22 protein-coding genes are annotated in these 24,948 nt (G+C 64.5%); 9 read left to right on the forward strand and 13 right to left on the reverse strand.

What is annotated here, in order from left to right:
* Positions 1-72 precede the first annotated feature (72 nt).
* A complete protein-coding gene (gene egtD / locus AB7531_RS15555; protein ID WP_063982369.1) occupies positions 73-1,044 on the reverse strand; it encodes an L-histidine N(alpha)-methyltransferase in 972 nt (323 codons plus the stop codon).
* Between the two features lie 51 nt (positions 1,045-1,095).
* Entirely contained in the window at positions 1,096-2,394 is a 1,299-nt protein-coding gene (egtB, locus tag AB7531_RS15560; protein WP_063982370.1) for an ergothioneine biosynthesis protein EgtB, read from the reverse strand.
* 252 nt (positions 2,395-2,646) lie between these two features.
* Here egtB and grxD point away from each other — a divergent pair, with 252 nt between their 5' ends.
* From grxD to AB7531_RS15580, 4 genes are read left to right on the forward strand one after another with little or no spacing between them, the layout of a single operon-like run.
* Entirely contained in the window at positions 2,647-2,973 is a 327-nt protein-coding gene (gene grxD / locus AB7531_RS15565; protein WP_085404302.1) for a Grx4 family monothiol glutaredoxin, read from the forward strand.
* Between the two features lie 3 nt (positions 2,974-2,976).
* Positions 2,977-3,528 (forward strand): O-acetyl-ADP-ribose deacetylase, encoded by a 552-nt coding sequence (locus AB7531_RS15570; protein ID WP_063982372.1) that lies wholly within the window; start codon positions 2,977-2,979, stop codon positions 3,526-3,528.
* 46 nt (positions 3,529-3,574) lie between these two features.
* Positions 3,575-4,861, forward strand: coding sequence for a serine hydrolase domain-containing protein (locus tag AB7531_RS15575; protein WP_063982373.1), 1,287 nt, complete (start codon positions 3,575-3,577; stop codon positions 4,859-4,861).
* 1 nt (position 4,862) lies between these two features.
* Complete coding sequence (locus tag AB7531_RS15580; protein WP_231142288.1) at positions 4,863-6,125, forward strand: serine hydrolase domain-containing protein; 1,263 nt, start codon at positions 4,863-4,865, stop codon at positions 6,123-6,125.
* Positions 6,126-6,226: 101 nt separating this feature from the next.
* On the opposite strand, the gene AB7531_RS15585 is transcribed toward AB7531_RS15580, so the two are convergent.
* The 6 genes from AB7531_RS15585 to murI form a co-directional block, all read right to left on the reverse strand.
* Positions 6,227-7,294, reverse strand: coding sequence for a threonine aldolase family protein (locus AB7531_RS15585; protein ID WP_028158436.1), 1,068 nt, complete (start codon positions 7,292-7,294; stop codon positions 6,227-6,229).
* Positions 7,295-7,382: 88 nt separating this feature from the next.
* The gene (rpsD, locus tag AB7531_RS15590) at positions 7,383-8,000 is read right to left on the reverse strand and encodes a 30S ribosomal protein S4 (protein ID WP_071912408.1); all 618 of its coding nucleotides are present in this window, start codon (positions 7,998-8,000) and stop codon (positions 7,383-7,385) included.
* A 199-nt stretch (positions 8,001-8,199) separates the two neighbouring features.
* Positions 8,200-8,967 carry a hypothetical protein gene (locus AB7531_RS15595; RefSeq protein WP_063982376.1) on the reverse strand — a complete coding sequence of 256 codons (768 nt, stop codon included), beginning with the start codon at positions 8,965-8,967 and terminating at the stop codon, positions 8,200-8,202.
* 105 nt (positions 8,968-9,072) lie between these two features.
* Positions 9,073-9,450: a cupin domain-containing protein gene (locus AB7531_RS15600; RefSeq protein WP_063982377.1), complete on the reverse strand. Its 378-nt coding sequence runs from the start codon at positions 9,448-9,450 to the stop codon at positions 9,073-9,075.
* Between the two features lie 69 nt (positions 9,451-9,519).
* A complete protein-coding gene (locus AB7531_RS15605) occupies positions 9,520-10,293 on the reverse strand; it encodes an HpcH/HpaI aldolase family protein (protein WP_063982378.1) in 774 nt (257 codons plus the stop codon).
* A gap of 61 nt (positions 10,294-10,354) precedes the next feature.
* Entirely contained in the window at positions 10,355-11,152 is a 798-nt protein-coding gene (murI, locus tag AB7531_RS15610; protein ID WP_441279982.1) for a glutamate racemase, read from the reverse strand.
* Positions 11,153-11,322: 170 nt separating this feature from the next.
* On the opposite strand from murI, the gene AB7531_RS15615 reads away from it, so the two are divergent.
* Entirely contained in the window at positions 11,323-11,874 is a 552-nt protein-coding gene (locus AB7531_RS15615) for a cytochrome b (protein WP_063982380.1), read from the forward strand.
* Between the two features lie 147 nt (positions 11,875-12,021).
* Positions 12,022-12,663 carry a glutathione S-transferase family protein gene (locus AB7531_RS15620; protein ID WP_063982381.1) on the forward strand — a complete coding sequence of 214 codons (642 nt, stop codon included), beginning with the start codon at positions 12,022-12,024 and terminating at the stop codon, positions 12,661-12,663.
* Positions 12,664-12,679: 16 nt separating this feature from the next.
* On the opposite strand, the gene AB7531_RS15625 is transcribed toward AB7531_RS15620, so the two are convergent.
* Entirely contained in the window at positions 12,680-13,486 is an 807-nt protein-coding gene (locus AB7531_RS15625; RefSeq protein ID WP_063982382.1) for a Crp/Fnr family transcriptional regulator, read from the reverse strand.
* A gap of 260 nt (positions 13,487-13,746) precedes the next feature.
* Complete coding sequence (locus AB7531_RS15630; RefSeq protein ID WP_063982383.1) at positions 13,747-14,859, reverse strand: SecDF P1 head subdomain-containing protein; 1,113 nt, start codon at positions 14,857-14,859, stop codon at positions 13,747-13,749.
* Between the two features lie 247 nt (positions 14,860-15,106).
* On the opposite strand from AB7531_RS15630, the gene AB7531_RS15635 reads away from it, so the two are divergent.
* Together AB7531_RS15635 and AB7531_RS15640 are read left to right on the forward strand one after the other, a co-directional pair.
* Positions 15,107-17,014: an acyl-CoA synthetase gene (locus tag AB7531_RS15635; protein WP_063982384.1), complete on the forward strand. Its 1,908-nt coding sequence runs from the start codon at positions 15,107-15,109 to the stop codon at positions 17,012-17,014.
* Between the two features lie 71 nt (positions 17,015-17,085).
* Complete coding sequence (locus tag AB7531_RS15640) at positions 17,086-18,411, forward strand: LVIVD repeat-containing protein (protein ID WP_084795069.1); 1,326 nt, start codon at positions 17,086-17,088, stop codon at positions 18,409-18,411.
* A gap of 69 nt (positions 18,412-18,480) precedes the next feature.
* Here AB7531_RS15640 and AB7531_RS15645 read toward each other — a convergent pair whose 3' ends face one another.
* Positions 18,481-19,842, reverse strand: coding sequence for an ABC transporter substrate-binding protein (locus tag AB7531_RS15645; RefSeq protein ID WP_063982385.1), 1,362 nt, complete (start codon positions 19,840-19,842; stop codon positions 18,481-18,483).
* A 201-nt stretch (positions 19,843-20,043) separates the two neighbouring features.
* Here AB7531_RS15645 and AB7531_RS15650 point away from each other — a divergent pair, with 201 nt between their 5' ends.
* A complete protein-coding gene (locus AB7531_RS15650; RefSeq protein ID WP_341850574.1) occupies positions 20,044-21,897 on the forward strand; it encodes an ATP-binding protein in 1,854 nt (617 codons plus the stop codon).
* Between the two features lie 66 nt (positions 21,898-21,963).
* On the opposite strand, the gene AB7531_RS15655 is transcribed toward AB7531_RS15650, so the two are convergent.
* Both AB7531_RS15655 and purB read right to left on the reverse strand, forming a co-directional pair.
* Complete coding sequence (locus AB7531_RS15655) at positions 21,964-23,136, reverse strand: M20 aminoacylase family protein (protein ID WP_063982387.1); 1,173 nt, start codon at positions 23,134-23,136, stop codon at positions 21,964-21,966.
* A 118-nt stretch (positions 23,137-23,254) separates the two neighbouring features.
* A complete protein-coding gene (purB, locus tag AB7531_RS15660; RefSeq protein WP_063982388.1) occupies positions 23,255-24,562 on the reverse strand; it encodes an adenylosuccinate lyase in 1,308 nt (435 codons plus the stop codon).
* Between the last annotated feature and the right edge of the window lie 386 nt (positions 24,563-24,948).

Genomic DNA, 24,948 nt, shown 5'->3' on the forward strand with positions numbered 1-24,948 from the left:
TGAGGAGCCCGCCGAAGGCGGGCGTCTCGAAGGATGTGCCGCAGGAAACCGCTCTCAGATTCAACGGAGCACTTACTCCGCCGCCTCCAGCGCGTGCACCGAAAACATCTTCGCCGCGTCCGTCCAGCTTTCGCGCACCTGCCAGCCCGCGCCCTGCGCCAGCGCAGCAAAACGCTCGAGGCTGTATTTGTAGCTGTTCTCGGTGTGGATGCTCTCGCCGGGGCGGAACGAGAAGCTGGTGCCGAGCAGGCGCACGGTCTGGCTCTTCTTGCTGATGAGATGCATCTCGATCCGGTGCCGCTCGCGGTTGTAGATCGCGCGATGGGTGAAGGCGGACAGGTCGAAATTGCCGCCGAGCTCGCGGTTGATGCGCACGAGCACATTGAGGTTGAAGCGGGCGGTGACGCCGGCGGCATCGTTGTAGGCGTCGTGGAGGACGCGCTCTTCCTTCTCGAGGTCGGCGCCGATGATCATCTGCGCGCCCTTGCCCAGGATCTTGCGGGCGCTCTTCAGGAAGGCCTGCGCCTCATGCGGCTCGAAATTTCCGATGGTCGAGCCGGGGAAGAAGCCGACCTTGGGCATCGATGCGACGGCCTTGGGCAACTCGAACGGCGTCGTGAAGTCGGCCGCCACCGGATAGATGCCGAGCGTCGGGAAGTCGCGCTTGAGGCCGTTGGCCTGCGCCTTCAGGAAGTCGCCGGAGATGTCCACGGGCACATAGGCCGCAAACTTGCAGTGATCGAGCAGCAGGCGGACTTTCGTGGTTGCTCCAGCGCCGAACTCGACCAGCGCCGCATGCTGCGGAATGATCTTCGCGATCTCGCTGCCGCGCTCCTTCAGGATCGCAAGCTCGGTGCGCGTCGGGTAATATTCCGGCAGGCGCGTGATTGCCTCGAACAGCTCCGAGCCGGTCGCGTCGTAGAAATATTTCGGCGACAGCTTTTTCGGCTGCTGCGACAGGTCCTCGATGGCCTCGCGGGCGAAAGCGGTGGTCTGCTCGTCGGGGAGATGGGCTTCGGCCAAAGCGCTGGCGTGCACATTCATGATACTCTCCTGAACGCGCTGTCCGGCGCGTATTTGTCGTCGGATGATTTTTTATTCGTAGTCGGCGAGCCGCAGTCCCGTGAACTGCCAGCGATGGTGCGGATAAAAGAAGTTGCGATAGGTAATACGGCTGTGGCCCTCGGGAGTTGCAAGCGAGGAGCCGCGCAGCACCAGTTGGTTGATCATGAACTTTCCGTTGTACTCCCCGAGCGCGCCTTCGATGGCGCGATAGCCGGGGTAGGGCGAATATGAAGAACGCGTCCACTGCCAGACGATGCCGAAGGCGTCGTTGAGCTGGCCGGCACGCGCAGCAACCTCCCATTCCATCTCGGTCGGCAGATGCTTTCCGGCCCAGCGCGCAAACGCATCGGCCTCGTAATAGCTGACATGGCAGACCGGCGCGTCCGGATCGACCGGCTTGAGGCCGGCGAGCGTCATCATGTGCCACTGGCCGTCGATCTCGCGCCAATGACCGGGGGCGTCCCAGCCTTCGTTGTTGACGGTGGCAAAGCCGTCCATCAGCCACAGCGTTGCGGTCCGGTAGCCGCCGTCGCGCATGAAGGCGAGCCACTCGGCGTTGGTGACGAGGTTGCGTGCGACCCTGACTGGACCGACGAGGGCGCGATGCGCCGGCTTCTCATTGTCGAAATGAAAACTGTCGTCGACATGACCGACGGTGTGGATACCCTCGTTCAGTGTCAGCCAATCCTCACCCGCGCGTGTCGAAGCCGGGAAGCGCCAGTCCGGATCATAGGCCGGCGGGATCGGGTTCTGCGCGAAGGCATGCAGGATGTCGGTGACCATCAATTCCTGATGCTGCTGCTCGTGATTGAGCCCGACCTCGACCAGCGGTGCGATCTCGCGAAGCTTGTCCGCGCCAACCTCGCGAAAGAATTTGACGACGGCCGCATCGACATATGTTCGATAGGCGCCGACCTGATCGGCGCTGGGACGGGTGATGTCGCCGCGGTGATTGCGGGAATGACGCGGGCCGGCGCTGACGTAATAGGAATTGAACAGGAAAGCGAAATCAGGGTGGAAGGGCCGGTAGCCGGGACAGTGCTCGCCGAGCAGGAATTGCTCCCAGAACCAGGTGGTATGGGCCCGATGCCATTTCGTGGGGCTCGCATCCGGCATGGATTGAATCTGCTGGTCTTCGGGCGACAGCGGCGCGGCCCGGCGCTCGGTCTCGTTGCGGACGGCGAGAAATGCCTCTTCCAGCCCCTGGGCGAGGCCGCGCGGGTCGGCCGACGGTGACGAAAGCGGCGGGGTGGCCGTAGCGGAGGCTGATTTCGTCACGTTTTTCTCCAGACAGGACAAGAGAACGTTGTTGGCGTTGCCCGGTTCCAAAACCTGGGTTCGTCCTAGATAGGGGCTCCGTTACGGTATGAAAGTCCTCCCCGGCGATGATATTCGTGGCATCATGTAATGGGGCCGGCGTGGCCTGGACCGGCCGCCCAAGGGGTGTTCAAGGGGCTGTTCGCCGCCATTTTACTTTGGATGCACAACGGTTTGGGCTACATATATAGGCAGGTATCGGGTTAAATCGGCTGAGCCGGCCCGGAGTGATTGTTGAGGGCTCCGCCCCAGAAGGACACGGATATGAGCATCGCGGAATTCATCGCCAACGAAGTCAAGTCGAACGACGTGGTTCTGTTCATGAAGGGAACGCCGCAGTTTCCGCAGTGCGGTTTCTCCGGCCAGGTCGTCCAGATCCTCGACCATATCGGCGTTGGCTATAAGGGCCTCAACGTCCTCGAATCCGCCGAACTGCGCAACGGCATCAAGGACTACTCGAACTGGCCGACCATTCCGCAGCTCTATGTGAAGGGCGAGTTCGTCGGCGGATGCGACATCGTCCGCGAGATGTTCCAGGCCGGCGAACTGCAGCAGCTGCTCTCCGAGAAGGGCGTCGCCGTCGCGGCCTGACACGTGACCCAGCTGACGCGCCGCATCGGCGGCGCCGAGCTTGAGGTTATCGTCGATGACATCACGACACTCGGCGTTGACGCCATCGTCAACGCCGCAAATTCGTCTCTCCTCGGCGGAGGCGGCGTTGATGGCGCAATCCACGACGCTGCCGGTCCCGAGCTTCTGGCCGAGTGCCGGACGCTCGGGGGATGTCCGACCGGCGATGCCAAGATCACGAAGGGCTACCGTCTGCCCGCGCGACATGTGATCCACGCAGTCGGCCCCGTCTGGCACGGCGGCAGCCGCGGCGAGGCGGATTCGCTGCGCTCCTGTTATCGCCGTGCGCTTGAGCTCTCCCAGGCCAATAGACTGAACTCTCTAGCCTTCTCCGCGATCTCGACCGGGGTATATCGCTTTCCGGCCGACCAGGCCGCGAAGATTGCGGTCCACACGACCATTGAAGCCCTGCCGGCTACGCCGCTGGTCACCCACGTCATATTCTGTTGTTTCTCGGAGACAAGCGCCGCGCTCCACACGGACGTTCTGGCGCGGTACAGCAGCCCTTGTGCCTGATGACGTGGTCAGTACACTCCGCTCGGCCACCTTCCGGGGAGGGGATATGAATTCACATTTCGGACTGCGTGCGTTCGTTTGCGGCGCACTGGTGTCGCTGGGTGCGATGTCGCTCGCGCGCGCCGAAGGCACCTACGAGATTCCGGCCGGCGCGCATTTCAATCAGGACAAGCTCGCCAAGGTCAGCGAGTTCTTCAAGAACGAGGTCGCGACCGGCAAGATCGCCGGCGCGACCGTGCTGATCAAGCAGCACGGCAAGCCCGTCTACCACGAAGCCTTCGGCGTGCAGGACGTGGTGAGCAAGGCGCCGATCACGGACAAGACCATCTTCCGCCTGTTCTCGATGAGCAAGGCGATCACCTCCGTCGTCGCGGTGCAGTTGATCGAAGACGGCAAGATCAAGCTGGACGATCCCGTCTCGAAATACATCCCATCCTTCGCCAATGTGAAGGTCGGCGTCGAGAAGAAGGCCGACGACGGCACCAAGTCGCTCGAACTCGTGCCGCTGAGCCGGCCGATGACGGTGAAGGATCTGATGACGCACACGTCTGGCGTCACCTATGGCTTCTACGGCGACAGCCTGGTCCGCAAGGCCTATCGCGACGCCAAGATCTACGACGGCGATTTCGATCTCGCCGAGTTCGCCGAGCGCATCGCAAAACTGCCGCTGCACAACCAGCCGGGCGCGCTGTGGCAATACGGCCATTCCACCGACATTCTGGCGCGAGTCATGGAGGTCGCAACCGGCAAGCCGCTGCTCGAGATCGAGCGGGAGAAGCTGCTCGATCCGCTCGGCATGGTCGACACCGGCTTCTTCGTCACCGCGCCCGAGAAGCAGAAGCTTCTGGCGCAGCCGGTGCCGAATGACGCCGATTTTCGTGTCGGCCGGATCAATGATCCGACGGTTGTCAAAAAAATTCAATTCGCCAGCGGCGGCATGGTTACGACCATGGCGGACTATGAGCGCTTTGCGCAGATGCTGCTCAATGGCGGCAGCCTCGACGGCAAGACCATCCTCAAGCCCGAGACGTTCAAGCTGATGGTGACCGACCAGGTCGGCCCGACCTCGGGGGTCAGTCGCGACTATTTCTATTTCCCCGGCGACGGGTTCGGCTTCGGCCTCGGCCTTGCGGTCCGCACCGATCCCGGCAACGCCAAGCCACCGCCGCCCGGCGATCTCGGGGAATTGAAGTGGGACGGCGCCTCCGGTTGCTATTTCGTCATCGACCCCAAGCAGGACATGTTCTTCGTGCTGCTGGAACAGACCCCGACCGAGCGCCAGCGCGTGCAGCGGACATTGAAGCAGTTGGTTTATGAAGCGATGGAGAAGTGACATGTTCGGGCGCCGCGCGCTGATCGCGGCGCTCGTTCTTTTGTTCGGTGCAGGTGGTGCGCAGGCGGGCTCCGAGGGGCGCGCCCACACTTTCTCGCCAGAAGGTCTGGCAAAGGTTTCCGACTACATCAGGAGCGAGGTCGCAGCCGGCACCTTTCCGGGCGCGATCCTGCTGCTCCAGCAGCACGGCAAGTCGGTCTATTACGAGAATTTCGGCGTCCGCGATGTCGCCACCGAGATCTCGATGAGCGCGGACACGATCTTCCGGCTCTATTCGATGTCGAAGCCGGTCACGACAGTCATGGCGATGATGCTGGTCGAGCAGGGCAAGCTCTCGCTCGATGATCCCGTCGCAAAGTACATTCCGGCCTTTGGCGCGATGAAGGTCGGTGTCGAGACGAAGGCCGAGGACGGCAAGGTTGCGCTGGTGCTGGAGCCGCTCAGTCGCCCCGTGACGATCAAGGATTTGATGCGCCACACTGCCGGGCTGCCCTACGGCTATTATGGCGGGGGCTTGGTGAACAAGCTCTATGCCGACGCCGGCCTCTTCGACAACCAGGCTTTGACCAACGCCGAACTCGTCGCGAAGATCACCACGCTTCCGCTCGCGGAACAGCCCGGCACGAACTGGGACTATGGCCACTCCACGGACGTGCTCGGCCGCATCGTCGAGGTCATATCGGGGAAATCGCTGTTCGGGTTCGAGAAGGAGCGGCTGCTCGATCCGCTCGGGATGACGGACACTGCATACTATGTCGCCGATCCTGCCAAGTGGCCGCGCATCGCCGAGCCGATGCCGCAGGATCGCGCGATTAGCCCGATGACACAGATCCGCGATCCCCGGAAACCGCTGAGGTGGGAGTCGGGCGGCGGCGGCCTTGTCGGTACGGTCGGTGACTACGCCCGCTTCTCGCAGATGCTGCTCAACGGCGGCAGCTATGAAGGCCGGCGCTATCTCAAGCCGGAGACCATCGCGCTGATGGCGTCGGATCATATCGGCCCCGAGACGAAGATCGCGCGCGATCAGAATTACTATCCGGGCGGAAGCTCCGGCTTCGGCCTCGGCTTCGCCGTGCGCACCTCGGTGCCATCGGGGACATCGTGGCCGCTTGGCGAATATCGCTGGGACGGCGTCGGCGGCACCTTCTTCTTCATCGATCCCGAAGACGATCTGTTCGGAATTTTCATGGTGCAGACCCCGTCGCAGCGTGGCCGGATTCAGCTGGCGCTGAAGACGCTGATCTATCAGGCGATGGGGCGGTAGCTAGCCGCCTTCGTAGCCCGGATGGAGCGAAGCGCAATCCGGGAAAATCTTTCGCGAGGCGAAGACCCCGGATTTCGCTGCGCTCCATCCGGGCTACGGACTTACGCCCCGCGCACGATCTCGCGCACGTATCCGATCGTTTCCTCGACCTGGGCCGCATTGACGTCGAGATGGGTGCAGGCGCGGATGCGGCCGTCCATCATCGCGAGCGTCACGCCGCGCTGGCGCAGTGCGGCGACCATCTTGTCGCCGGCAATTCCGGCGCCATCAGGCTTGAAGAACACGAGATTGGTCTCGGGCTCCTGCACCTCGACGCCTGCGATCTGCGACAGGCCGCGGGCGAGCGCGCGCGCGTTGGCGTGGTCGTCGGCGAGGCGATCGACGTGATGATCGAGTGCGTAGATGCAGGCGGCCGCGCAGACGCCGGCCTGCCGCATCGAGCCGCCGAGGCGCTGCTTCCACTGCCACACCGCGTCGATGAAGGCGCGGGTGCCCGCGAGCACGCCGCCGATCGGCGCGCCCAGGCCCTTGGAGAAGTCGATCCAGGCCGAATCCCAGCCCGCTGTCATGTCGCGCGGGGAGATGCCGCTTGCCACCGTGGCGTTGAGCAGGCGCGCACCGTCCATGTGGGTGACGAGGCCGTGCTGCTTGGCGATCGCGACGATCTCGTCGAGCGCTGCCTTTTTCCAGATCGTGCCGCCGCCGATATTGGCGGTCTGCTCGACGCTGACGACGGTCTGCGGCGGCTGGTAGCGCGTCCGCGGATGCAGTGCCTTGCGAAACGTCTCCGGCGTGAACTGGCCGTCGGGTCCCTTGAGCTGGGTGACCTGGAAGCCGCCGATCGCAGCATGCGCGCCGCCTTCACGGGCGATGATATGTGCGCTCTCGTGGGCGAGGATCTCGTCGCCGGGACGGCAATGCACCAGCGTCGCGGTGACGTTGCACATCGTGCCTGAGGGCATGTAGACCGCGGCTTCCTTGCCGAGCAGCGCGGCAACGCGCTCGCACAGTGCGTTCACGGTCGGATCGTCGCCGACCTGCTCGTCGCCGACCTCCGCCCGCGCCATCGCCTCGCGCATCGCAGCCGTCGGCTTGGTCTGCGTGTCCGAGAGCAGATTGATGCGCACCGGCGGCGCCTTGGGATCGATCGGGGGAGGGGTGTAGAGCATACGAAGGCTCCTCAAGCAGTGCGGCCACTGAAGTGTGGCTCTTAAGCAAAAAGGCCCCGGCGAACCGGGGCCTTTCGATATTCAGATCTTAGCGCGAATAGAATTCGACGACCAGATGCGGCTCCATCTGCACCGGGAACGGCACGTCGGAGAGGCCGGGGATGCGCACATACTTGGCGGTCATCTTGCCGTGGTCGACTTCGAGATAGTCGGGGGTGTCGCGCTCGGGGAGCTGGCTGGCTTCGAGCACGTGGGCGAGCTGCTTGGAGGCTTCCTTGACCTCGATCACGTCGCCGATCTTGAGCTGGTAGCTCGAGATGTTCACCTTGCGGCCGTTCACCTTGACGTGGCCGTGGTTGATGAACTGGCGCGCGGCGAAGATCGTGGAGACGAACTTGGCGCGGTACACGACCGCGTCGAGACGACGCTCCAGGAGACCGATCAGGTTCTCGCCGGTGTCACCCTTGAGGCGGCTCGCCTCGACATAGATGCCGTGGAACTGACGCTCGGAAATGTTGGCGTAGTAGCCCTTCAGCTTCTGCTTGGCGCGCAGCTGCACGCCGAAGTCGGAGAGCTTGCCCTTGCGGCGCTGGCCGTGCTGGCCGGGGCCGTATTCGCGGCGGTTGACGGGGCTCTTCGGGCGGCCCCAGATGTTCTGGCCCATACGGCGATCGAGTTTGTACTTCGCCTCACTGCGCTTAGTCATCGCGTCCTCTTCAGGTACATGGTTTGAGGAAACGCGCCCTCCTGTGTGACGGGCTGGGCCCGGCACTGACAGGTCCGATCCCCAAAGCTGAAGGGAGAGGACCACGGGTCGCGAAACGCTTCGCGGGCCGAAATCGGCCCGCGAGCAGGCGGCTTTTAGGTGAGTTTGGGCCGTTCTGTCAATGCGAATAGCCCCGAAATCATGTCCGGACCGCCCGGATCGGCTTCGGCCCGGCGGCGCGCAATTCGGCAGCGATTTCAGTGTTCAGGACCTGTTCCAGCCGGGTCAGGACCCGGGCAATGGGGGCGGCGTCGGTGACCCGGTGGTCCCAGCGGATCACGACATGGATGGTCTGGTCGGCCTCGACCACCCCATAGCTGAGGATGAACGGGCCCGGCGTGATGGGATGGAGCTCGCCGCCGCCATAGGCAGCCACCGAGCTCACGGCAAAACTGCCGAACCAGTTGCCGCGCTGCCGGCCGAAATTCAGCCCGACCGCCCAGCACAGCCGCCGCAGCGGCAGCGGCAGGCGGGTGGCCCGCATGACCTTGCGGAACATGGGAACCTCTTCGACCGGGGCCGTCTTGGCACGCCGGATTTCGGCGTCCACCGCGGCCAGCGCCATGGCCTCTGGAGCCGCGATTCGCTGCGGCATCACGCATTCCTCGCCGTCTTGGACCCGGGCGATCGCCACCGACGCCACGCTATTGGGCAGCTCGTAGAGCATCGGCCAGGGCCATTTGGCGTAGACGGTGCGCAGGACCGGCTCGTCCCTGGCGACCAGGGCAAAGGCCTTGACGAACATTGCGGCCCAGCCGGAGGGCGCCATCGCTCCCGCACGCGCCTCCAGCAGGGGGCGGATATTGAGGGGGCGGGAGAGCGAGACGAATGGCACGTCCATCGACGCGCGCATGAGGTCGCAAATCAGGCGGCGCGGCAGCGAAATGGTCTTGGGCGTCCCGCGCATTGGTCTCCGGTTCCCACGGATTAAAGTATGTGCAGCGAGCAGGGTTCCCGCTCGCCGCGTGCTCTAGCACGAACCAACCCGCCTGGCGCCGGTCGGTTCGCCGCATCAGGGCGAAGCCAGCGGCTTGGTTTTGTCGACGATGTAAACCCCGAGCACTTTCATGGCCTTGTCGCCATGAGCCTTGGCGTCGTGCACGACGCCTGCCGGGATCTGGTAGGAATCCCCGGCTTTCAGGGTTTTCTCCGGTTGGCCGTCGATGAGGAGATTCAGCTCGCCTTCGAGCACGTAGCCGGTTTCGACCCCAGGATGGGTATGGCGTCCGGCCGCGCCGCCCGCGGGGACTTCTGCGATGGCGGTGATGGTGTTGTAACCGTCGGGAAATTCGACCTTCTGCAGCGGGGTCCGCTTGATGCCGGCCTGCTGGGCGAAGGCCGCGAGGGCAAGGCTGGTAAAGGCGAGAGCGAGCAAAGTCTTTTTGAGCATGGTTCTTCCTCCCTGGAACCGCCGACCCTAGCAGCGTCGCAGTTCCCGGCAAGGCCGCGATCGGCTCGTTCAGCGCTTGATTCCCTCGAACGCCGCCATGATGCCGCGCTGGAACAGCGACCAGTCGAAACCCAGCGCGATCGCGCGATAACCGCGGTCGACCAGGGCGTTGGCCTGGTCGGCGGTGCGGGCCACGCCGCCGATCGGCACGCCGCTCTTGAGGATGCCGGCCTCGGCGCGGGCGACCAGCTGCAGCAATTCCGGATCGTCCATCTGGCCACGCTTGTTGATGGACGTCGCGAGATCGCCGGGGCCGATCACCGCGACGTCGATGCCCGGCGTCGCCATGATCTCGTCGATGCGATTGACGGCCTCGACGTGCTCGATGGTGATCATGCAGATCATCTCGTCGTCGGCGCTGGCCATGTAGTCCGGCATCGACTGGCCCCAGCGGAACGGCGCGTGGAACGGACCCCAGAGACGATCGCCGCGCGGCGGATAGCGCACGCTGCGCACCGCCTTCTCGGCTTCGGCGCGATTGGTGATCATCGGGAAATTGATGCCGAAGGCGCCGATGTCCATCGGCGCTTTCGCAAGCCACGGCTCGTTCGCCGCGATCCGCACCAGGGGCGTGCATGGCGTGCCTGTCGTGGCCGCGATCATCGCATGCGCTTCGGTCAAGCCAATCGGGCCATGCTCGAGATCGACGATGATCCAGTCGAGCGAGCGCGCCATGATCTGTACGGTCTGCACGCTCGGGATTGTCGCGATTGCGCCGAAGGCGGGGCGCCCTTCGCTCCACAATTGGCGGAGGCGATTGAGCGGCGTTGCGGGGACCGGCATGGGGATGAACCTGCGAAGATGGCGACGGCGAAACCTAGCAGCGCGCCGTCGAGGCGCAAGGTCAGGCCAGTGCGCGGCCGCCGAAGAACGGCGTCAGCGTGGCCGAAAGCCCATGCACGCGGTTCGAGGTGAAGATCATCTCGGCGCCGGACTGCGCGATGCCGCCGATTTGCGTGCCGAGCAGGTCGGAGACGCGGCGGGCGATGGCGGGCGCGGGGTCGATCCATTCGACCGGCCAGGGCGCGAGCGTCTTCATCCGGTCGAGCAGCAGCGGGTAATGCGTGCAGGCGAGCACAACGGTGTCGGTGCGCGATGTCGCGTCCGCGGGGTCACCGACGAAGCAGGGGGCGAGTTCGGCGAGGATGTCGCCGTCGCTGATCGGATGGCCGCTGAGCGCTGCTTCTGCCAGAGAGGCGAGCTCGGGCGAGCCGACCAATGTCACCTCGCAACCGAGCCCGAAATCGCGGATCAGCGCCTTGGTGTATTCGCGCTTCACCGTGCCCTTGGTGCCGAGCACCGAGACGCGGCGGGTCTTCGACTGCGCGCAGGCGGGCTTGATCGCCGGCACGGTGCCGACGAAGGGCAGGGAATAAGCGGCGCGCAAGTGAGATAGGACCAGGGTGGACGCCGTGTTGCAGGCGATGACGATGAGGTCAGGATCGTGCGTGCTGATCAGTTCGCCCATCAGCGGCACGACGCGGGCGATGATCTCGTCCTCGCTGTGGTGGCCATAGGGGAAGAAGGCATCGTCGGCGACATAGACGAAATGCGCGTCCGGGCGCGCAGCCACGACCTCGCGGAGCACCGTGAGTCCGCCAAGGCCGGAATCGAACACCAGGATCGTCGGGGAATAGGTCACGTCGCTACCTTAAGGGCACCATGGTTACCATTCGGTTTTTGGGGCGGTTTTGCGGCAGGGCCCGCTTGGTACCAATTTGGAACGATTCGATTTCACGGTTGCCGCAAGTTCCCGCTATCAGCAGCTGCGCTGCGGACGGGGACATATCCGCAAAACTCCGGAGAGCCGACATGATCAGAAATACCAGTAACGGCTGGGGCAGCGTTTCCCGGTGGCTGCACTGGATTTTGGCGCTGGCCATCCTCGCCATGATCGGCTTCGGCTGGTGGATGAACCACATCCCGGCGCGTCCCGACCGCTTCTTTTACCGCTCGATCCACGCCGATATCGGCTATGTGATCCTGCTGCTGACCGTGCTGCGCCTGGTCTGGCGCGCCGTCAACCCGACGCCCGCGATGCCGCCTGAAACCTCGCGCTGGCAGAAGATCGCGGCCCATGTCAGCCACGGCGCGCTCTATCTCGTGGTCATCCTGGTCGCGATGCTGGGCTGGGCGCATTCCGGCGCGCGTACGCCTGATTATTCGGACTTCTTCGGCCTGTTCCACGTGCCGCAATTCACCTCTCCCGACCGTGCGGCGGCGGGCGCCTATGAGGACCGCCACATCCTCTTTGCCTATGTGCTGCTGGCGCTGATTGCGATTCACGTGGTCGCTGCCCTCTGGCACCACTTCATCCGCCGCGACCGCGTCGTGGCGCGGATGGTGACGGACGAGGCGGGGTAGGGCGGTCCCTCCACGTCGTCATTGCGAGCGCAGCGAAGCAATCCAAAGTCTTTCCGCGGTGGCAGTCTGGATTGCTTCGCTGCGCTCGCAATGACGGGTTAAGATGCGGCGTCACGGCAGGTCTAACTCACGGTCGCAGGAGACGCCATGCTCACCGTCCATCATCTCGGCAAGTCGCAATCCGAGCGCATCGTCTGGCTCTGCGAGGAACTGGGAATTCCCTACGAACTGAAGCGCTACGCGCGCGATTCCGTCACCATGCTGGCGCCGCCCGACTACAAGGCGCTGCATCCGATCGGGAGCGCGCCCGTGATCACCGACGGCGACCTCGTGCTCGCCGAGTCCGGCGCCATCGTCGATTACATCATGGCCAAATACGGCGACGGACGCCTTGCGCTCCGCCCTGATCATCCTGATTTCGCGCAGTTCCTGTACTGGTTTCACTTTGCCAACGGCACGCTACAGGCCGGCATGGGCCGGCTGATGATCCTGAACCGGCTCAAGCTCGCCGCGGACAATCCGATGCTGGTCGCGAGCAGAGGGCGTACCGACCGCGCCTTCGACCTGGTCGATGCACGTGCTCGCGACGCCGAATATCTGGCGGGCGACACCTTCACCACCGCCGACATCATGATGGGCTTCTCGCTCACCACGATGCGCTACTTCCAGCCCTATGACCTGTCGCGCTGCCCGAACGTGGTGAACTATCTCGGCCGCATCGGCGCGCGGGCAGCTTACCGGCGCGCGATGGAGAAGGGCGATCCGGGAATGGCGCTGCTGCTGAGCTGAGCCGCAGCTGCCCGGTTCACGCGATCCGGTTCGTGGTCGTTGACCGCTCGCTCGCCAGCTGCTTCTGCAAGCGGTCGATGTTTTGCAGCAGGCGCTGGCTGGTCAGCACCAGGAAGTAATAGCCGAACTGCGGGTCCTGAAAATAGATCTCGAGCAAGCGGTCATAGGTGATCGTCAGCACCTGTCCGTCCTCGACGCATTCGATCGTTCCGGTGCGCCGGTTGTCCGGCGTGAGGAAGCCGAGCTCTCCCATGAGAGCTCCGGGCCCGATCTCCACATTGATCTCCTTGACCAGGAACTTGCCGGTGACCGTGAGGAGCATCTCCTTGGCCGGATCGCCCAGTTTGAAGAGCGTTTCGCCACTGCGATATTTGCGCTCGGTCATGAACGGCTTGAGCCACTCGATCGACATGTCGCCTTCGGCCGCATGGCGCGCCTTCTTGACCAGCTTGAGCATCTGCCGCAGGCGCAGGGCGTTGATCGGAAGCAGCAACAGATAGAGGAGGAAGGTCGAGACGTTGGCCGAGAGCGCGCCGAAAACGGCGAAGAACGCACAGCCAACCATGTTGGCGACGCGCAGCGGCACCATCGTCCGCATCAGGAGGGTGGCGACGAAGAAGCCGGCGCCGACCGCGGCGAACAGATTGGCCAGCGTGATGTTTTGGACAAAGATCTCCAGCAACCGGTTGAAGATCGCGTCGTAGGTGACGTTGTTGGGATCGAGGCCCATCTGGACCAGGATCTTTGCGATCCTGAGGTTGTCCGTCGCCGCATCCAGAATGCGGTCGAGGATCGAGGAAATGTCTGCGCTGCCGGACGGCATGTACTAACCCCGCGTAAGGCCTTCAGTCCTGGTCGGTATGCTCGACACGTATAGCCGAAATCGAATGACGACCGCTTGAAATGAAGCCTTCGGCCGCCATGCCGCAAGAGGCAAATTTTAGCCTGATCGGGCGTTTCGGCAATTGCCCGTTGGTTGTGCGCATGGCCGTCGCGCGCCCGTGATTCGGGGCCCCGGGGGCGCGGGGCTTTGGCGTCGCGGACCGTGGCGCCCCGACGGGGCGGAGCGCAGGGCGACCAGCCTTACGGCTTGGCGGCGGGCTGCACGACCTGCTGCTCGACGAGGTCGAGGTGCCCCGGCAGCGAACCGGCGCGCAGCAGCATTGCGACGCTATTGGCTTCCTCCAGGGTGAAATTGCCGGAGATCTGGCCCGAGCCGCCGGTGATGGGCTCGCGGATCACGGGGGCGGAGATCACCTTGCCGTCGAGCACGATGGCGAAGGGCCTTCCGATGTTCTCCTCGGTGACGTGGGCAAAGCGCCGCGTGCCGCGGCCGTTGAAGCGGAACGAGGCGATCGGGTCTTTCGTGCCGCTGGCAAATCCCGGGCCGGCATAGCTGATGTCGTCGCCGTCGAGTGCGCTGTCCCTGGCGACCAGGTAGTGGCGCTCGTCCTTGAAGCCGGGCAGGACTTCGGTGCCCGTGGGCGGCGTGCCGGATTGCGCCTGCTCCGCGGGCATCGAGACGTCGATCAGGCGGAAGCTGACCTTGACCTTCCTGGCGAAGACCGCGGTCACGCGGGCGGGCTCCATCATGCCCGGGATGAAAATGCGGATGCGATCCGTGCCATCCGGCAGGACGCTGGCGAGGTTGATGCCGGCATCCTTGAGGCGCTGCTCGATCATGGCGATGGAATCTTCGACGAGATCGCGCAGCCGGGCCGCGGATGCGGCATCGGTCGGCGCGAGCCTGACCAGTCCGTCGCCGCTATCGGTCACCGTGAGCGCGTGCGACGGCAATCCCTCCGCGGCCGACGCGAGCTTGCGTGCGAGCTGTTCGCGGCCCTTGGCATCCGCGATCTTCACCTCGACGCCGGCGTCGCGGATCGCAAGACCGGAGAAGGCGATCTTGCCCTCGCGCAGGGTCTTGTAGACATCGTCGCGCAAATCCGTGACGACGCTTTCGCGCAAGCCGTCGGTATCGACCTTGTAGACGATGCGCGAGCCGCCCAGCTTCTCCATCTTGTCGGCGACGAAGGCGGCGATCCTGGCACGCATCTTGTCGAACTGGCCGTCCTCGGCGCGCGCCGCGCGGGGCAGGACGATCGCCGAAGTCATGATCGCTGAAGTCATGATCGCCGAAGTCACGGCGAGCGCGACAATCAGCCGTGTGATGCGGTGCCGCGGGGGCGTAGTCATGATTTCCTCAAGTCTTGCGGCAGGACGCTGGCAGGGGAGTCCGATGCATGTTCTTGGTCCCCCGATCGGGCGGGGAGGTTCAATGGCCTTGAATACGCGTGCTACGACCGTAGCCGTTCGGCCATGGACGAACGCTCAATCATCCATCATTCTGTCGGCGCTCGACCGGCTATCGGCCGAGGCCTCGCCGACCAAAATGTCAAAAGACAGGGGGCGGGGAAATGCATCTGAGGGAGGACGGAATTCCATGGCGGGCATCCACGCGCTCGATCGGTTCATCGGCAACGACTATCCGGACTTCGCGACGGACGCAGAGGTCCGGGCCTTCGAGCAGGTCCCTTACGCCGATCGCGTCGCGGCCGAGAGCACCTACGACGCCATCAGGCTCGGTGCGGCGCGCAACCCCGATGGGGCCGCGATCCAGTTCCTGCAAAACGCCGATCCGGCCGATACGCCTGTGATGGTCACCTATCGCGATTTCGTCGCGCGCGTCACGCAGGCCGCCAACATGTTTCACGCGCTCGGCGTCGAGAAGGGCGACGTCGTCAGCTTCATGCTGCCGCTGGTGCCCGACGCCTTCGTGACGCTGTTCGGCGCCGAGGCCGCGGGCATCGCCAATCCCGTCAATCCGCTGCTCGAGCCGCACCAGATCGCGGAGATCCTTGAGGCCGCGAACACCAAGGTCCTGGTTGCGCTCGGGCCGATGCCGGGCACCGACATCTGGCAGAAGGTCGAGCAGATCCGTCCGCAGCTGAAACATCTCAAGACGGTCGTGCAGGTGTTCGGCGGAGGCGATCCGGACAAGGGCATCTTCGCCTTCAACGACCTGATCAAGCAGCAGCCGTCCGACCGGCTTATCAGCGGGCGCAAGATTCTGGGTGGCGACATCGCGGCCTATTTCCACACCGGCGGCACCACCGGCACGCCGAAGCTTGTGCGGCACACCCACGCCAATCAGGTCTATCAGGCCTGGGCGCTCAATCTGCTGCTGAAGTCGAAGCCCGGCGCCAACATGCTGTTCGGCATGCCGCTATTCCATGTCGGGGGATCGCTGACGCAGGTGCTGCTGACGCTGTCCGCCGGCGGCTCATTGGTCGTGCTGTCGCCGAGCGGCTGGCGCAATCCGAATTCGGTGAAGAACATCTGGGGGCTGGTGGAGCGCTTCAAGCCCGAGGCGCTGTCGAGCGTGCCGACGGTGCTGGCGGCCACGCTTGCGGTGCCGCCAGGCAATGCGGACATCTCCAGCCTGAAATATGCCGCCGGCGGCGGCTCGGCGATTCCCGTCGCCGTCGGCTCGGCGATCCAGGAGAAGCTGAAGCTGCCGGTGGTCGAGGTCTACGGCATGACCGAGACCTCGAGCGTGCACACGCTTGCTTATCCCAGCCGGCCGATCCGGCTCGGCTCGGTCGGCCTTCCCATGCCTTACGCGCGCGTGCGCATCGTGCAGCTCGATGCTGACGGCCGCCTGATCCGCGACTGCGCAGCCGACGAGATCGGCGTCGTCATCATGGCCGGGCCCGGCGTGTTCGGCGGCTATCTCAACGACGAGCACAACAAGGGCGCGTTCGTCGACGAGGTCTGGGTCAACTCCGGCGACCTCGGACGTCTCGATGCCGACGGCTACCTCTGGATCACCGGCCGCGCCAAGGATCTCGTGATCCGTGGCGGCCACAATATCGATCCGGCGCCGATCGAAGAGATCATGTTTCGCCATCCCGCCGTCGGCTTCGCCGCCGTGGTTGGCCAGCCCGACGCCTATGCGGGTGAGCTGCCGGTCGGTTACGTGCAACTGAAGCCGGGCGCGACCATTCAGCCGGGCGAGCTCGAGTCCTGGGTGCGCGAGCGGACGCCGGAGCGCGCCGCCGTTCCGGTGCAGGTCATTCCGATCGACCCGATGCCGGTGACGGGCGTCGGCAAGGTGTTCAAGCCGCAGCTGCGCTGGGACGCCGCGCAGCGGGTGTTCACCAAGGTGCTGTCGCCGATCATCGCGCGCGGCATCGACTGCAAGGTGAAGGTCGGCGCGCATGGCAGCCACGGCTCGATCGCCACTGTGACGCTCGCGGGCCTGCCGGCAGACCAGCGCGAACTCGTCGCTGGCGAGGTGCACACGCTGCTCGATCCGTTCGTGATGCGGCACGAGGTGGTGCAGGCGTAGGTAAGGGCACGCGAGGCTTGCGCGCCTCGCCGCGAGCGCGCATCATCCTCTCAAAAAATGGGGGGAAGCCGATGCCTGAACTCTCTCGCCGCCATCACCTTCAACAATTGTCGGCCGTGTTCGGATCCGCTGCGCTGTCCGGATTGTCACGGCCGGTATGGGCGTCAGAGCCGGACATTCCGCCGGAGGGCATCGGCAAGGGCATCAAGCATATCTCGTACAGCGACGTCGGCGGCCGGCCCGACACCGTGCAGGTGATGTTCAACCGGCAGCACGTCTATGTCGGACACATGTTCAGCGACGGCGTGACGATCCTGGACGCGTCCGATCCGCGCGCACTGAAACCGGTCAATTTCTTCACTGCCGGGCAATACACCCGCACCCACCATCTGCAGGTGGCGGAAGACCTGCTGCTGCTTGCGAACGGCGCCAACATCGTCGCGATGCAGTCCTACGACAGCATGCGCGGCTATTTCGAGAATTCGCTCGCCGACAGCATCACCAAGGCCAAGAAATTCCGCTCCGGCCTGTCGATCCACGACATCTCGAAACCGGGCGAGATGCGCGAGGTCGCGTTCCTCGAAATGCCGGGCTTCGGCATCAACCGGCTGTGGTGGCCCGGCGGCCGCTATGCCTATGTGTCGGCGCATTTCGACGGCTTCACCGACCACATCCTTTGCGTGGTCGATCTCAAGACCATCACCAAGCCGGAGATCGTCGCGAAATGGTGGCTGCCGGGCATGAACCGCGCAGCCGGCGAGCCGGCGACGCCCAAGGGCAAGCGCTTTGCGCTGCATCACATGATCACGGCGGGCGATCGCGGCTATGCCGCCTGGCGCGACGGCGGCTTCACCATCCACGACATCGGCGATCCCGCCAATCCGAAGCTGCTCTCGCACATCAACTGGTCGCCGCCCTTCGCCGGCGGCACGCATACGCCGCTGCCGCTGCCCAAGCGTCAGCTCGCCATCGTCGCGGATGAAGCCAATGCGGATCAATGCGCCAAGGGCCTGTTTCACACATTCGTGCTTGACGTGCGCGCGCCGCAAAATCCGGTGCCGATCGCGACGCTGCCGACGCCACGCGATCGCGACTTCTGTGCGAAGGGCACCTTCGGTCCGCATAATCTGCATGAGAACCGCCCCGGCTCCTTCCAGAGCGAGGAGACGATTTTCGCGACCTACAACAATGCCGGCGTCAGGGTGTTTGACGTCAGGGATCAGTTTGCGCCGAAGGAGATCGCGTATTGGGTGCCGCCGGTACCGAAAAAACTCGTCGACCCCCGCCCGAACGTCGCGCTCGCAGCCAAGACCTGCGATTCCTATGTCCGGCCCGACGGGCTGATGTTCGTCTCCGACTGGAACGCCGGCATGCACGTGCTGCAATATCAGGGGTAATCGCCGCGTAGCGGGAGTCGGCGACTTGTCCGCCGTGGCCACCTCTTCCGATTAGGTGACGCCTCGCCGCTACCCGCGGATCGCCGCATTGGCCCTTTCGGCTGCGCCCGTCATCGCATCCTTGGCCGATTTCGCACCGTTGACCACTTCATTCACGCCGATCATGAAGGCGTCCAGGATCAGTCTTGATTGCGGATGGAAAAGAATCGCCTTGGCGCGGTCGACGTCGGCATTCTGCAAATTGATCAGCGCCGCCTCGGCGGCCTGCGAACCGAACGCCTTCCTGAAGCCCTCGCTCGACCAGGCCGACACGCGTGTCGTCGCCAGCCCTGCTGCAGCAGTCTGCAGCGAGGTCGCCTTGCTCGTCGCCCAGAGCAGGAACAGGAAAGCCGCGCGCTTGTTTCGCGATTTGGAATTGATGCACGCCTGCCAGTGCGACATGAAGGGGACGGGGCCGCGACCGGCGAGATGCGGAAAGGTTGCAAACCCGGCCTGCTTGGCGACACGGCTTTTCGCTGGATTGGAAATGTCGGTCGCGAAGTTGCTGCTGTCGATCGCCATGGCCGTCCGCCCCTGCAGGAAGTCGTCCAGCACGTGGTACCATTCGTAGCTGCCGACGCCGGCAGGCCCGGCCTGACCGAGCAACTGTCCGTACATCTCGACGGCCGCGATCCCCTCCGGGCTCGCGAAAACGACCCTGTTGTGCTCGACCATGGCCCCACCGTAGGAGAACAGGAAGCCCATGGCTGGCGGGGAGGAATTGCCGCTCGCCTGGGCCCGCATCGCGATCCCCGACATCCCGTTGCTCTTGACCGCCTTGGCGGTGACAAGCAGCTCGTCGAAAGTCTGGGGTACCGGCTGGTCCTTGGCTGCCAGCGCATCGCGGTTGATGAACAGGGTCGTCGCCTCTGAGGTAATCGGGACCGCGTACCGTTCGCCGTCCGACCACAGCGGGAAGGCGCGGGCCGTCTTGAGCAGGTCGCTCTCGTCATACCAGGCGGGGTCGGTCAGCGACTTCATGGAATAATAGCCGTTCAGTGGCTCCACCCATCCGTTCGTGATGCCCTGGCCATAGGTCGTGAACATGAAGACGTCGGGCGTGCTACTGCCGCGAGCGAGCCTGATCGGCAGCGCGCCGAGGTAGGTGGTTTCCAGCTGGAAATCGATGGTGACGTTGATGCCGGTGAGGATGGTGAACTCCGGCAACAGCGGCGCGATCGCGTTCGACCACGGATGGATCGCACCCGAAAGTGCGATCGTCTGTCCCGCAAATTGCTTCCAGTCGATCGCGGCGTTGGCGTTAGCCGCAGCGGAATCCTCGGCAAAGCCCCATCGCGGCAGCGCGGTCAGGCCCGCGCCAGCCGCCCCCAGTCCCTTGATGAAACTGCGGCGGCTCGCCGGATGGCTCAATGAGTTTTCACCCTGTGCCATGATGATGCTCCTTGAATCAACCAAGGGCATTCATCCATAGCACACGCACGGTGCCGCAGTCCTGCGACATCACGGCCCGACCTCTGGCGTATCCGATGAATGTCGGGTTCCCGACCTCCTTATCCGTGCTATTGTCCCATCATGCTCTGGCGTCGGCACCAGAACACGCGCGGTCACACGAGCATCGAAGACCCACGGCCAATGTCCGTTCCTGTTCGGGCCCTGCCTCTGCGATGGTTTGCTCGTCCGCTGATCCTTGCGGTCGCAGTGCTTGTGACCCTGTTTGCCGCGACCAGCTTCCTCGGCCTGCAATATTGGCAGGAGCGGCAAGCAGCTCATCACTTCATCGAGCATAGCCGCCAGGTCCTCGAAACGCTTGATCGGCTGCGGGCGATCGTCGCGGAACTGGAGACTGAAAGGCGCGGGTATCTCATGACCCTCGACCCCGCCTATCTCAAGGCCTACGGCGTCTCTGACGAAAGCGTACGGCGCGAGGCTCAGGCGCTGCAGATGTTGGTGGCGGATGATCCGTTGCAGGGCCTTCGGGCCGGACATCTGGCGCTGACCGTTACAGCCACGCTGCGCGAGATCGACGAACTGCTGAAGACGGCCGGCACGTCCGGGCTGGCCGCGCTGGCAATGATCCGCAGCATGGACGAGATCCGCTCGCAAATCGACCAGATGGTGGATCACGAGCGCTTTCGGCTCGCCGGCCGGGAGGCGCGCGCAGAAGCATTCGAGCAACGCTGGACCTGGCTGATCGCCGGCGCCGTTGTCCTCGTCGTCGCGCTGGCCGCAGCAGCGCTGGCGCTCGCGCGGCTCGAAGCGAAACGGCGGCGGGAGGCGACCGAGGAGAACATCCAGCTCCAGAGTGATCTTGCAGCACGGGATATCAAGATCAGGCGCCTGTTCGATGCCAACATCATCGGCATCATCATCTGGGAAGTCGAGGGGCGCATTCTCGAGGCCAACGATGCCTTCCTGCGCATCGTGGGATACGACCGGGAAGATCTCGCCGCAGGGCGCCTGCATCGGACCGACCTCACGCCGCCGGAATGGCGCGACCGCGACTTGCATACCGTGGCGGAACTGAAGCGGATCGGGACGGCCCAGCCATTCGAGAAGGAGTATGTGCGGAAGGACGGAAGCCGTGTTCCGGTGCTGATCGGCGGGACCATGTTCGGAGAAGGTACGGATCATGGCGTCGGCTTTGTCCTTGATCTGACGGCTCTCAAGCGGGCGGAAGCCGAAGGCCGCGAACACGAGCGGCGCTACCGTGAAGCGCTGATGGAGCTCGCGCACGCCAATCGCGTCACCACGATGGGACAGCTAACCGCTTCGATCGCCCATGAAGTCAACCAGCCGATCGCCGCGATCGTGGCGAACGCCGAGGCCGGGCTGAATTGGCTGGAGGCGCGACCGCCAAACCTGGAGCGGGTTCGACAGACCCTCGACTGGATCACCGGTGATGGTATGCGAGCCGGCGACATCATCGGCCGGATCCGGGCGCTCATCAGGAACGCGCCCCCGCAAAAAGAGACCCTGGAGATCAACCCGGCGGTGCTTGAGGTCATCGCGCTGACACGCAGCGAAGCGTTCAAGAACGGCGTCTCGGTGCGAATGCAATTTGCCGAGGGCTTGCCGCCGATTCAGGCCGACCGGGTTCAAGTTCAGCAAGTGGTGCTCAACCTGATCGTCAACGCGATCGAGGCGATGGCCGCGGTCGGCGAGGGGGGACGGGAGTTGCTGATCAGCACCGGTCGGGATGCATCCGACGGCGTCCACGTCACCTTGCGGGATTCCGGTCCGGGGCTGGATCCGAAGAACGTGGATCGGCTGTTCGAAGCCTTCTACACCACCAAGCCCACAGGCATGGGGATGGGTCTCGCCATCTGCCGCTCGATCATCGAGGCGCATGGTGGGCGGATGTGGGCCGGCGCAAACGAGCCGCGGGGCGCCTTCTTCCAGTTCACCCTGCCTCTCGCCTCAGACGAGACCGCATCCAGCCCGCTGGAGACGGAAGAGCCAACGGGGCAACGCTCTGCGGCTCGATGACGGGCTCCGCGTGGCGTGGCCCTTTGGCGACAATGTCGCCCGGGCCACGGCTGCCGCGAAGCGGCGCTAACCCGCCGGCATCCGCGTCTCCACCAGGCGCGCCCAGTAGGAGGCGCCGTGGCCGAGGATGTTGTCGTTGAAGACATAGGCCGGGTGATGGCACTCGTTGCCGTCGCCCATGCCGACCAGGATCATCGCGCCGGGACGTGCTTCCAGCATGAACGAGAAGTCCTCGGCGCCCATCATCGGGATGAACTTGTCGTTGACACGCTCGGCACCGACGATGTCGCGGGCGACGTCGGCGGCAAGGCCGGCCTCGCGCGCATGGTTCATCGTCACCGGATACATCCGCGTATACTTGGTCTCGGCCGAGCCGCCATAGGCACGGGCAACGCTCTCGGCGACCTCGCCGATGCGGCGCTCGACGAGATCGCGCACTTCAGGATCGAGCGTGCGGACGGTGCCGCCGAGCTCGGCGACTTCAGGGATGATGTTGAAGGCCGTGCCGGAGTGGAATTGCGTGATCGAGATGACGGCGGACTTCAGCGGATCGACGTTGCGCGCGACGATTGACTGCAGCGCGTTGACGATCTGCGAGCCGATCAGCACGCTGTCGACGGATTTGTGCGGCCCGGCGCCGGCGTGGCCGCCCTTGCCGTGGACGATGATCTGGATGTTGTCGGAGGAGGCCAGCATCGCGCCGGGCGTGGTCGCGAAATGGCCCTCGGGCAGGCCCGGCATGTTGTGCATGCCGTAGACCTCCTGGATGTTCCAGCGCGTCATCAAGCCGTCATCGACCATCGCTTTGCCGCCGCCGCCGCCTTCTTCCGCAGGCTGGAAGATCATGATCGCGGTGCCGTCGAAATTGCGCGTCTCGGCGAGATATTTGGCGGCACCGAGCAGCATGGCGGTGTGGCCGTCATGGCCGCAGGCGTGCATCTTGCCGGGCACCTTGGAGGCGTAGGCGACGCCCGACGTCTCCATGATCGGCAGCGCGTCCATGTCGGCACGCAGCCCGATGGTCTTGCCGGAGGCCGACTTGCGGCCGCGGATCACGCCGACGACACCGGTCCGGCCGATGCCCGTCACCACCTCGTCGCAGCCGAATTCGCGCAAGCGATCGGCGACGATGCCGGCGGTGCGATGGACCTCGTAGAGCAGCTCCGGGTTCTCATGGAAGTCATGGCGCCAGGCGGCCATTTCGTCGGAGAGGGCGGCAACGCGGTTGACGATGGGCATGAGGGGATCCGTTTCTTGTTCGTGGGGTGGGTTAGCGTAGCGTAACCCACCGCCTTGTCACGGGGAATGGTGGGTTATGCCTGCGGCTAACCACCCCGCAGTTTCTACGGACGCGCGCTCAGCTCTCGCCGAACACGCGCTTGAAGATCGTATCGACATGCTTGAGGTGATAGCCGAGGTCGAACTGCTCCTCGATCTCGGCGTCGGTGAGATATTTCTTCACCTCGGCGTCCTTCTTCAGGAGCTGAAGGAAGTCGCCTTCGCCGCGCCAGACCGGCATGGCGTTGCGCTGCACCAGCTTGTAGGCGTCCTCGCGGCTCGCGCCCTTCTGCGTCAGGGCCAGCAGCACGCGCTGCGAATGAACGAGGCCGCCGAGGCGGTCGAGGTTCTTCTGCATGTTGGCGGGGTACACCAGCAGCTTGTCGATCAGGCCGGCCAGGCGCACCAGCGCGAAGTCGAGCGTCACGGTCGCATCCGGGCCCATCATGCGCTCGGCGGAGGAGTGCGAGATGTCGCGCTCGTGCCAGAGCACGACGTTTTCCAGGGCCGGCGTCACATAGGCGCGGACCATGCGGGAGAGGCCGGTGAGGTTTTCCGACAGCACCGGGTTGCGCTTGTGCGGCATCGCGGACGAGCCCTTCTGCCCTTCGGAGAAGAACTCTTCGGCCTCCAGCACCTCGGTGCGCTGCATGTGGCGGATCTCCACGGCAATGCGCTCGACCGAGGAGGCGATCACGCCAAGCGTCGAGAAATACATCGCATGGCGGTCGCGCGGGATGACCTGAGTGGAGATCGGCTCGGGGACGAGGCCCATCGCCTTGGCGACGTGCTCTTCGACGCGCGGGTCGATCTGGGCGAAGGTGCCGACGGCGCCGGAGATGGCGCAGGTCGCGACTTCCTTGCGCGCCGCGATCAGGCGCTCCTTGGCGCGCGAGAATTCGGCATAGGCATAAGCGAGCTTGAGGCCGAAGGTCACAGGCTCGGCGTGGATGCCGTGGCTGCGGCCGATAGTCGGCGTCATCTTGTGCTCGAAGGCACGCTTCTTCAGCGCGGCCAGCACCTTGTCGAGATCGGCAAGCAGGAGGTCGGCGGCGCGGGTGAGCTGGACGTTGAGGCAGGTGTCGAGCACGTCCGAGGACGTCATGCCCTGGTGTACGAAGCGCGCCTCGGGGCCGACGATTTCGGCAAGGTGGGTCAGGAAGGCGATGACGTCGTGCTTGGTCTCGCGCTCGATCTCATCGATGCGGGCGACGTCGAAGGTGGCGTCCTTGGCCTTGGCCCAGACCGTCTTGGCGGCCTCCTTGGGGATGGTCCCGAGCTCGGCGAGGGCGTCCGCCGCGTGCGCCTCGATCTCGAACCAGATCTTGAACCGGGTCTGCGGCTCCCAGATCGAGGCCATTTCCGGGCGGGTATAGCGGGGGATCATCAGACTGCTCCAGGAAGGTGGGCGGGCGGCCCAAGGGGGCGGCGACCGGCCAAAATGCTTTTTACGCCGTGATTTAGCAGAGCGGGCAGGGCGAAACAAACGATCTGGACCCCAGGCGAGGGGGATCGGCGAGCTATCCACCGCCCCTGGACCAGCCCAAGCTGAGGAGACGCCGCCCGCAAAATTAACTGTCAATCACGGATCATTGACTGACAGATATTGAAATCTGTCAGCGGGACGTGTATATCCGTTCTCGGACGCTCCGATTGGGCGTCCCGCGGCGACCCGCCCGGGGAGCCCGAGGTCCGAAACAGTTGCGGATCGCGGGACATAAGGAGGTTGGGACCGCGGACGAATGGAGACTTAAGACAATGACGACCGAAATC

Origin of the sequence: Bradyrhizobium sp. 63_E2_N1_3, assembly GCF_052076005.1 — a bacterium.
Classification (GTDB): Bacteria; Pseudomonadota; Alphaproteobacteria; order Rhizobiales; family Xanthobacteraceae; genus Bradyrhizobium; species Bradyrhizobium barranii.

Excerpts from the sequence above, each read along its gene's own strand:
- AB7531_RS15585 (WP_028158436.1), bottom strand. The coding sequence starts at position 7,294 with ATGCTCTACACCCCTCCCCCGATCGATCCCAAGGCGCCGCCGGTGCGC.
- AB7531_RS15615 (WP_063982380.1), top strand. The coding sequence starts at position 11,323 with ATGATCAGAAATACCAGTAACGGCTGGGGCAGCGTTTCCCGGTGGCTG.
- AB7531_RS15650 (WP_341850574.1), top strand. The coding sequence starts at position 20,044 with ATGTCCGTTCCTGTTCGGGCCCTGCCTCTGCGATGGTTTGCTCGTCCG.
- AB7531_RS15640 (WP_084795069.1), top strand. The coding sequence starts at position 17,086 with ATGCCTGAACTCTCTCGCCGCCATCACCTTCAACAATTGTCGGCCGTG.
- AB7531_RS15645 (WP_063982385.1), bottom strand. The coding sequence starts at position 19,842 with ATGGCACAGGGTGAAAACTCATTGAGCCATCCGGCGAGCCGCCGCAGT.
- AB7531_RS15605 (WP_063982378.1), bottom strand. The coding sequence starts at position 10,293 with ATGCCGGTCCCCGCAACGCCGCTCAATCGCCTCCGCCAATTGTGGAGC.
- AB7531_RS15630 (WP_063982383.1), bottom strand. The coding sequence starts at position 14,859 with ATGACTACGCCCCCGCGGCACCGCATCACACGGCTGATTGTCGCGCTC.
- egtD (WP_063982369.1), bottom strand. The coding sequence starts at position 1,044 with ATGAATGTGCACGCCAGCGCTTTGGCCGAAGCCCATCTCCCCGACGAG.
- AB7531_RS15580 (WP_231142288.1), top strand. The coding sequence starts at position 4,863 with ATGTTCGGGCGCCGCGCGCTGATCGCGGCGCTCGTTCTTTTGTTCGGT.
- AB7531_RS15655 (WP_063982387.1), bottom strand. The coding sequence starts at position 23,136 with ATGCCCATCGTCAACCGCGTTGCCGCCCTCTCCGACGAAATGGCCGCC.
- AB7531_RS15575 (WP_063982373.1), top strand. The coding sequence starts at position 3,575 with ATGAATTCACATTTCGGACTGCGTGCGTTCGTTTGCGGCGCACTGGTG.
- AB7531_RS15600 (WP_063982377.1), bottom strand. The coding sequence starts at position 9,450 with ATGCTCAAAAAGACTTTGCTCGCTCTCGCCTTTACCAGCCTTGCCCTC.
- purB (WP_063982388.1), bottom strand. The coding sequence starts at position 24,562 with ATGATCCCCCGCTATACCCGCCCGGAAATGGCCTCGATCTGGGAGCCG.
- AB7531_RS15620 (WP_063982381.1), top strand. The coding sequence starts at position 12,022 with ATGCTCACCGTCCATCATCTCGGCAAGTCGCAATCCGAGCGCATCGTC.
- grxD (WP_085404302.1), top strand. The coding sequence starts at position 2,647 with ATGAGCATCGCGGAATTCATCGCCAACGAAGTCAAGTCGAACGACGTG.
- AB7531_RS15595 (WP_063982376.1), bottom strand. The coding sequence starts at position 8,967 with ATGCGCGGGACGCCCAAGACCATTTCGCTGCCGCGCCGCCTGATTTGC.
- AB7531_RS15635 (WP_063982384.1), top strand. The coding sequence starts at position 15,107 with ATGGCGGGCATCCACGCGCTCGATCGGTTCATCGGCAACGACTATCCG.
- AB7531_RS15625 (WP_063982382.1), bottom strand. The coding sequence starts at position 13,486 with ATGCCGTCCGGCAGCGCAGACATTTCCTCGATCCTCGACCGCATTCTG.
- rpsD (WP_071912408.1), bottom strand. The coding sequence starts at position 8,000 with ATGACTAAGCGCAGTGAGGCGAAGTACAAACTCGATCGCCGTATGGGC.